Source organism: Pseudodesulfovibrio pelocollis, from assembly GCF_030282845.1.
Taxonomy (GTDB): Bacteria; Desulfobacterota; Desulfovibrionia; order Desulfovibrionales; family Desulfovibrionaceae; genus Pseudodesulfovibrio; species Pseudodesulfovibrio pelocollis.
On record NZ_JASTWE010000075.1, the window covers coordinates 1 to 7,058 of the forward strand.

Here is a 7,058-nt window from a genome sequence, read left to right on the forward strand (position 1 = left end):
TTTCCAAATTTGGAGGAGCGCCAGCGACGGCTCTTCCCTCTTCACCCACTTCCCCCAGATGAACATCAACCCACCCTCGCCCCCTCGCTGCATGAAATTCTCCTGCACCCCCGCATCCGCGTATGTTTCGTCGCGCCTTGGGCCGTCTGGACATTGGGTTCGTCCCGTTATATGAACGGGGACATTTTCCGAACGCCAAGGGGAAATTCCCTTTTCCGTCAAATTCATTGAAGGACACGAGCCATGAATACGCCCAATTTTGCGCCCTTGAAACTCTTCATCACCGGCCCGACGTATATTCGGGACGACGTCAAACAGGCCGCGCTGCTGCCCGAATTCGGGCATCGCGACACCGAGAACGACCTGCGGTTCGGCCCCATTCGTGAGAACCTGCGGATACTGGCCGGGGCGGGCGATGCCTATGAGCCGGTCCTGTTCCTGGGGTCCGGCTCCACGGCCATGGAGGCGTCCATCCGCTCCCTGGTGGCCGAGAACGAGACCCTGCTCAACGTCTCGGTGGGTGCCTTTGGCGACCATTACTACAATATCGCGGTGGCCAACGGCAAAAAGGCCGAGAACCTCAAGTTCGACTACGGCCAGGCCATCGACATGGCCGTGCTTGAGGCGAAACTGCGTGAGATCAAGCCCGCCGTGGTCTCCTTCACCCACAACGAGACCTCCACCGGCGTGACCAACGACATGAAGGCGGTCTGCGCCCTGATCCGCAAACACGGGGCCATGCCCCTGGTGGACGGCGTGTCCATCTTCGGCGGGGCGGACCTGGACCTGATCAACTCCGGGGCGGCCATGTACTCCACGGCCACCCAGAAATCCCTGGCCCTGCCTGCCGGATTCGGCATTGGCTTCATCAGCCGCGAGGCCGAGGAAAAGGCCAGGACCGTGACCTGCAAGGGCCACACCACGGACATCACCAAGCAGCTTGAGCGCGCCCGCAAGAACCAGACCCTGACCACCCCCAACTGCACCCTGGCCAACCAGATGTTCGTGCAGCTTGAGCGCATCGTCAAGGAAGAGGGCGTGGCCGCGCGCTTTGCCCGGCATATCGAGATGCGGGGCATGGTCGAGGCGTGGGCGGCCCGGCTCGACGGGTTCGAGATGTTCGCGCCCAAGGGCTATCGCTCGCCCACGGTTTCCGCCGTGCTCTGCCCGGCCGGAGTGACCGCTGCCCAGCTCAAGAAGGGCGTCAAGGAAGGGCTGCGCGAGCAGGGCTACCTGATGGACCCCGGCTACGGCAAGCTCAACGCCGCCCTGGAGGCCGAGGGCCGCAGGCTGGTCATCCGCATCGGCCACATGGGCGACATCATGCCCGACATGCTGACCGAATATCTCGGCAAGCTCGAAGCCGAACTGAAGAAACTCTAGGAATCGGGAGGGGGTAAGGCATATGCGCATACTGGCCAATGACGGATTGGTGGACGAAGCTGTCAAGTACCTGAAAAAGGAAAGATTCACCATCGAGACCGAGAAGCGCGACGAGGACGACCTCATCAGCGAGATCGGCTCTTTTGACGCGCTCCTGGTGCGCTCGGCCACCAAGGTCACCCGCGCGGTGCTGGAGGCGGGCGTGCGCGACGGCGGGCGGCTCAAGATCGTGGGCCGCGGCGGCGTGGGCACGGACAATATCGACCTGGATGCGGCCAAGGAGCTTGGCGTCATCGTCAAGTTCGCGCCCAACGGCAACACCAACGCCACGGCCGAGCACGCCCTGGGGCTGATGTTCGCCATCGCCCGGCGCGTGCCCTTTGCCCATCACACCCTGATGAACGGGGTCTGGCACAAGAAGCGGTTCAGCGGCGTGGAGCTGTTCGGCAAGACCCTGGGCATCATCGGCTGCGGCCGCATCGGCCAGGCCCTGGCTGGCAAGGCTGGCGCGCTGGGCATGAAGGTCATCGGGTACGACATGTACCGCTCCATCGACGCTCCCCTTGAGTATGTTGACACCGTCCCCGAACTGCTTGAGCGCTCGGATTTCGTCAGCCTGCATTGCGGCGGTGCCGATCCAGTCATCAAAGAGGAAGAATTGAAGATCATGAAGGACACCGCCTTCCTGATCAATGCCTCGCGTGGCAAGAACGTGAGCGAGGACGCCCTGTACAACGCCCTCAAGACCGGTGTCATCGCCGGAGCCGCGCTGGACTGCTACGAATCAGAGCCCAAGCGTGAAGGCATGCCCTTTGAATGCAAGCTGCGCGAACTGGACAACATCGTGCTCTCCGCACACCTGGGCGCGTCCACCCGCAACGCGGGCATCCGCACCGGCCTGGAGATCGCCGAGGTGGTCACCGGCTATCTGCGGCGCGGCGAGTTCAACAACTCGGTCAACGTGGGCCAGACCGTGGAGGACGAGGGCGCAGACGTCTACACCATCTTCATCACCCACGAGGACACGCCGGGCATGTTCGGCAAGTTCGGCACGGTCATGGGCGAGTTGGGCGTCAACATCCGCGAGAACAACTCCCGCCGCCTGGGCGACCATGTGCAGACCGTGTACATCGTCCACACCCAGCCGGGCGAGGCCGTGCGCGAGGCCCTGACCGCCATCGACGGCGTCAGCAGAGTCTCCTTCTAGCCTACCTGGAGGTTCATTCGTGCTCTGAGGGCCGGGACGCGAGTTCCGGCCCTTTTTTCGTGGCGCGATTTCGGGGGCGTGGTTTCGGGGGAGCGGCGGCTATCCGTCCAACTGCATCCGGCGCTGGCCCCAGACAGCCTGCCCGAGGGAGATGCAGCCGTCGTTGGGCGGCAGGTGGCGGTGAACCAGGGGAATGAGCCCGACCTGTTCCAGGGCGCGCGGCAGTTCGGCGGCCAGGGTCAGGTTCTGCATCACCCCGCCGGACAGGGCCACGTGGTGGATGTCGAGCAGGGTGGAGAAGGCAAAGGCCATCTCGGTCAGCCCTTTGATCAGCCCCAGGTGGAAGCGCCGGGCCACCTTGCCAACCGGCTCGCCCCGGCGCAGGTCGCCCAGGGCCGCAGCCACCAGATCCAGGGTGCCCAGCGAGACCGGGTCGGAGGACTTGAGGGGGCAGGGATACGCCCCGGTCTCGGTCATGTCCTGGGCCTTTTCGAGGAGGATGGCGGCTTGGCCTTCGTAGGAGATGGTCGCGCACAGCCCGCACAGTGCGGCCACGGCGTCGAAGAGGCGGCCGCAACTGCTGGTGTGTGGCGAGTTGATGCCCCGGGTCAGCATCCGTGGCAGAAAGGCGCTCTCCTGTTCGAAACGGTCGAGCCAGGGCCAGCGATGTTTGCCCGTCTCGGTCACGCCAAGCTCCCACAGGGCTGCCTGGGCGATGCGCCAGGGCTCACGCACCGCAGCCTCGCCACCGGGCAACCGGATGTGCGCGAAGTGGGCCAGCCGCTGGTGCTCCAGGCTCTGCGGATCGACCAGCAGACATTCCCCGCCCCAGATGGTTCCGTCCTCGCCAAGGCCGGTGCCGTCCAGGGCCAGCCCGATGGCCGGGCCGTCGAACCGGTTCTCTGCCAGCACCGCGTGGATGTGGGCCACATGGTGCTGGAGCGTGAGGACCGGGATGCCCAGCCGCTGGCCCAGTTCGTCGGCCAGGGTGCTGGTCATGTAGTCCGGGTGCAGGTCGCGCACGATGAGCTTTGGCGTGACGCGCAGGATGTCCTGCATGTGGTCGAGGATTTCACGATAAAAGTCGAGGGTTTCGAGGTTGGCCATGTTGCCGATGTGCTGGCTGGGGAAGGCCTGGTCCCCCTTGGTCAGGGTCAGGGTGCATTTGAGTTCCGGCCCGGTGCCGAGCACCGTGGGGCCTGACCGGGGCAGGAACACCGGCTCGGGCGCAAAGCCTCGCGCACGGCGCAGCAGCACCGGTTCGTGCGTGACCGGATTGACCCGCACCACCGAGTCGTCGGTGCGGATGAGGATGTCGCGATTGTGCAGGAGAAAGACATCGGCCAGCCCGCCCAGCCGGGCCAGGGCCTCGCGGTTGCCCAGGGCGATGGGCTCGGACGAGAGGTTGCCCGAGGTCATGACCAGGGCCGGAACCTCGCGTCCGCTCGCCTGGGCAAAAGTGTCGAGCAGGATGTGATGCAGGGGTGTGTAGGGGAGCATCACCCCGAGATAATTGGTGTTCGGCGCGATCAGGGGCGACACGGCCAGCGGTTCCCGCTTGGCGGCCAGGACGATGGGACGGCGGATGCCGGTCAGCCACTGCTCCTCGGCGGGGAGCACGTCGGCCAGCTGTCGGGCCGCATCCAGGTCGGCCGCCATGACGGCCAGCGGCTTGTCCGGCCGGTGCTTGCGATGGCGCAGCTCGGCCACGGCCTCGTCCGAGGCCGCGTCGCAGACCAGATGGAAGCCGCCCAGTCCCTTGACCGCCGTGATGCGTCCCCGGGCCAGGGCCTCGGCCAGTTGACGGATGGCCTCGTCGCCCTGGGCCAGGGTGGTCCCGGCCGGGTCGGTCAGCCACACCTCGGGGCCGCAGACCGGGCAGGCGTTTGGCTGGGCATGAAAGCGGCGGTCGAGCGGATCGTCGTACTCGGCTTGGCACTCCGGGCACTGGAGGAAGCAGGCCATGGAGGTCATGGGCCGGTCATAGGGGATGGACCGGGTGATGGTGTAGCGCGGCCCGCAGTTGGTGCAGTTGGTGAAGGGGTAGCGGTGGCGGCGGTTGCCGGGTGTGGCGATGTCGGCCATGCAGTCCGGGCAGGTGGCCACGTCCGCGCTGATGAGTACCGAGTGGCCCGCCCCGCCCGTGGACTTGAGGATGGTGAAGTCCGCCTCGTCCGCCACTGGTTCCACCGGCTCGCTGCGTAGATCGACCACGCGGGCCAGGGGCGGCAGCTTGCCGGTCAGGTCAAGGCCGAAGGCCTCCACCTGCTCCGCTGTCCCCTGCACCTCGATGATCACGCCCTGGCTGGAATTGTTGACCGTGCCCGTGACCGCATTGGCCGTGGCGATGCGGTAGACAAAGGGCCGGAATCCGACCCCCTGCACCTGCCCGGTGACGATGAAGCGGTGACGCAGCAGCATGGACATGCCTCACCGTATCGCCCCGCGCGGGCGAGTGCAAGGGGAATCAGGATTTCGTGAAGTGTTTCAACAGGCTGCGCACCCGCCCTTGGAGCAGGCGCACAGGCTCGAACTTCAGGGCGCGCTCGGGGGCCATGACGAACCCGGTCGGGTCGAAGAGGTCAGGCGTGTCCAGGGGATAGGTGACTTCGCGCGGATCGGCCCCGGCCATGTCGCGGGCAATGGCCTCCTGCCACAGGGGCACTTGGTCTGGCTTCAGGCCGAGCACGGAATAGGCGGCGGTGTCCAGGGCCACGCCGTTGTCTGCGGCGGCCAGCAGCCCGAGGCGGAAGGGGTCGCCCCCGGTGGGGCCGTCGCGATGCAGGGCCTCCACGCCGTCCATCAGGTGGTGGGTCCGGGGCAGGGCCGCATACACGTCCATGAGCATGGCGGTGAAGACCTCGCGGTTGTCGCCCAGGGTGTGGTGGGCCACGGCCTTGCGAAAGCCGACCACGCAGCCGAAGAGGTTCTTGACCGCGCCGGACATGACCATCTGGCAGTGGACCTTGAGCTTGGGCAGGTTGACGATGGCGTCGGCCTCCAGGGCGTCGCGCGAGATGCCGATGCTGCCGCCGCGCGACAGGGCCAGCGGCACCGGCCTGGCCATGCCCGACACCTCAAGGCCCAGCCCGGCCAGGGCATCGGCCAGCCCCGAGGCTCGGGCCACCTGGGCGGCCGGGCCAAAGGCCGGGGAATCGGCCACCGTCACCCTGGCCCCGTGGTCGAGCAGATACGCGCAGACCGCCCGGACCACCTCGGGATGGGTGGTGCTGTGGCGGGCGTTCCGGGCGGCCACGAGGTTGGGCTTGACCAGCACGCGCGTGCCCGGTGCAAGGCTCAGGCCGCTCGTTTCGAGCAGCCGGGCCACGCCCTGGTCAAGCCGGGCCGGAGTGTAGTCCGGCACACGGGTCATGGAGACGATGGGTTCGGGGACATTCGCGCTCATGGCCGTAGCATAGGCCGGAACCCACCGGTCCTTCAAGGCAAAAGGGTTGCCAACCAGGGAGCGAAAAGGGACAATGGTGCCATGCATCATTGCGGGCACTGTCTTATCGAACTTCATGACGTCACGGTCACGCGCGGCCCGGCCCGGCTGCTCGGCCCCATTTCCTGGCGTCTGTTGCGCGGCCGCCATGGTGCGGTGATCGGCGAAAACGGCTCGGGCAAGACCACGCTGCTCAAGCTCCTGCGCGGTGACATGGCGCCCGATCAGATGACTGGTCAGGCACCTGGTCAATCCCGCACCTTTGACTTCGGCCCCGGGCCGCAATCCTCGCCCATAGGCCTGCGCCAGCGCATCGGGCTGGTCTCGGCGGACATGCAGGATTTCTATTTTCTCCACTCCCGCCGCGCCACGGGCCGGTCCGTGATCCTGGCCGGATTTTTCGACACCCCGCTGCTCTACGACGAGCCGACCGATGCCCAGCGAGCCACGGTCGAGGCACTCATCGACGAACTCTCCATCTGCCATCTGGCGGACCGGGAGATGGGCGCGCTCTCCACCGGGCAGGCGCGCATGGTCCTCATCGCCCGCGCCCTGGCCTGTGGACCGGACGTGCTCCTGCTCGACGAATGCCTGGAGGGGCTGGACGCGCCCACGCGGCGCGGGGCGCTGGCCCTGCTCGACGCGGCCTCGGCCCGGGCCACCCTGGTCTGCGTGGCCCACCGGGCGGGCGATGTGCCGGAGTGCGTCGAACAGTTCACGATCCTTGAAGGCGGGCTGGTCAGGGTCGAGGGCGACCGCGAGGCGGCCCTGCGCGCCCTGGCCGACGACTGCGCCGGGCTGGCCACCTGCGCTCTGCCGACGGTGGAGGACGATGGGCCGGAGCGCGCCGGGTATCCCTTTCTGGTGCGCATGGACAATGTCAGCGTGGTCATCGGCGGCACGCGCGTCCTGCATTCCATTGACTGGCAGGTGCTGCCCGGCGAGTGCTGGGCCGTGGTCGGTCCCAACGGGGCGGGCAAATCGAGCCTGCTGCGGCTGATCACCTCGGAGCTGGCCCCTTAT

Annotated in this window: 5 protein-coding genes; 3 read left to right on the forward strand and 2 right to left on the reverse strand. The window is 66.9% G+C overall.

Annotated elements, in window-relative coordinates; all coding sequences use genetic code 11:
- Positions 1 to 243 precede the first annotated feature (243 nt).
- Positions 244 to 1,383: a pyridoxal-phosphate-dependent aminotransferase family protein gene (locus tag QQS14_RS15865; RefSeq protein ID WP_285907995.1), complete on the forward strand. Its 1,140-nt coding sequence runs from the start codon at positions 244 to 246 to the stop codon at positions 1,381 to 1,383.
- 22 nt (positions 1,384 to 1,405) lie between these two features.
- The gene (locus QQS14_RS15870) at positions 1,406 to 2,590 is read left to right on the forward strand and encodes a phosphoglycerate dehydrogenase (protein ID WP_285907996.1); all 1,185 of its coding nucleotides are present in this window, start codon (positions 1,406 to 1,408) and stop codon (positions 2,588 to 2,590) included.
- Positions 2,591 to 2,689: 99 nt separating this feature from the next.
- Here QQS14_RS15870 and hypF read toward each other — a convergent pair whose 3' ends face one another.
- Together hypF and QQS14_RS15880 are read right to left on the reverse strand one after the other, a co-directional pair.
- The gene (gene hypF, locus QQS14_RS15875; protein ID WP_285907997.1) at positions 2,690 to 5,017 is read right to left on the reverse strand and encodes a carbamoyltransferase HypF; all 2,328 of its coding nucleotides are present in this window, start codon (positions 5,015 to 5,017) and stop codon (positions 2,690 to 2,692) included.
- Positions 5,018 to 5,057: 40 nt separating this feature from the next.
- The gene (locus QQS14_RS15880) at positions 5,058 to 5,996 is read right to left on the reverse strand and encodes a DUF362 domain-containing protein (protein WP_285907998.1); all 939 of its coding nucleotides are present in this window, start codon (positions 5,994 to 5,996) and stop codon (positions 5,058 to 5,060) included.
- An 81-nt stretch (positions 5,997 to 6,077) separates the two neighbouring features.
- Between QQS14_RS15880 and QQS14_RS15885 the strand changes: the two genes are divergently transcribed.
- A partial coding sequence (locus tag QQS14_RS15885; protein ID WP_285907999.1) for an ATP-binding cassette domain-containing protein occupies positions 6,078 to 7,058 on the forward strand: 981 nt, incomplete at its 3' end.

What these genes read in the sequence shown, in the direction of transcription:
- QQS14_RS15865 (WP_285907995.1), top strand. Translation starts at nt 244, where the DNA reads ATGAATACGCCCAATTTTGCGCCCTTGAAACTCTTCATCACCGGCCCG.
- hypF (WP_285907997.1), bottom strand. Translation starts at nt 5,017, where the DNA reads ATGTCCATGCTGCTGCGTCACCGCTTCATCGTCACCGGGCAGGTGCAG.
- QQS14_RS15880 (WP_285907998.1), bottom strand. Translation starts at nt 5,996, where the DNA reads ATGAGCGCGAATGTCCCCGAACCCATCGTCTCCATGACCCGTGTGCCG.
- QQS14_RS15870 (WP_285907996.1), top strand. Translation starts at nt 1,406, where the DNA reads ATGCGCATACTGGCCAATGACGGATTGGTGGACGAAGCTGTCAAGTAC.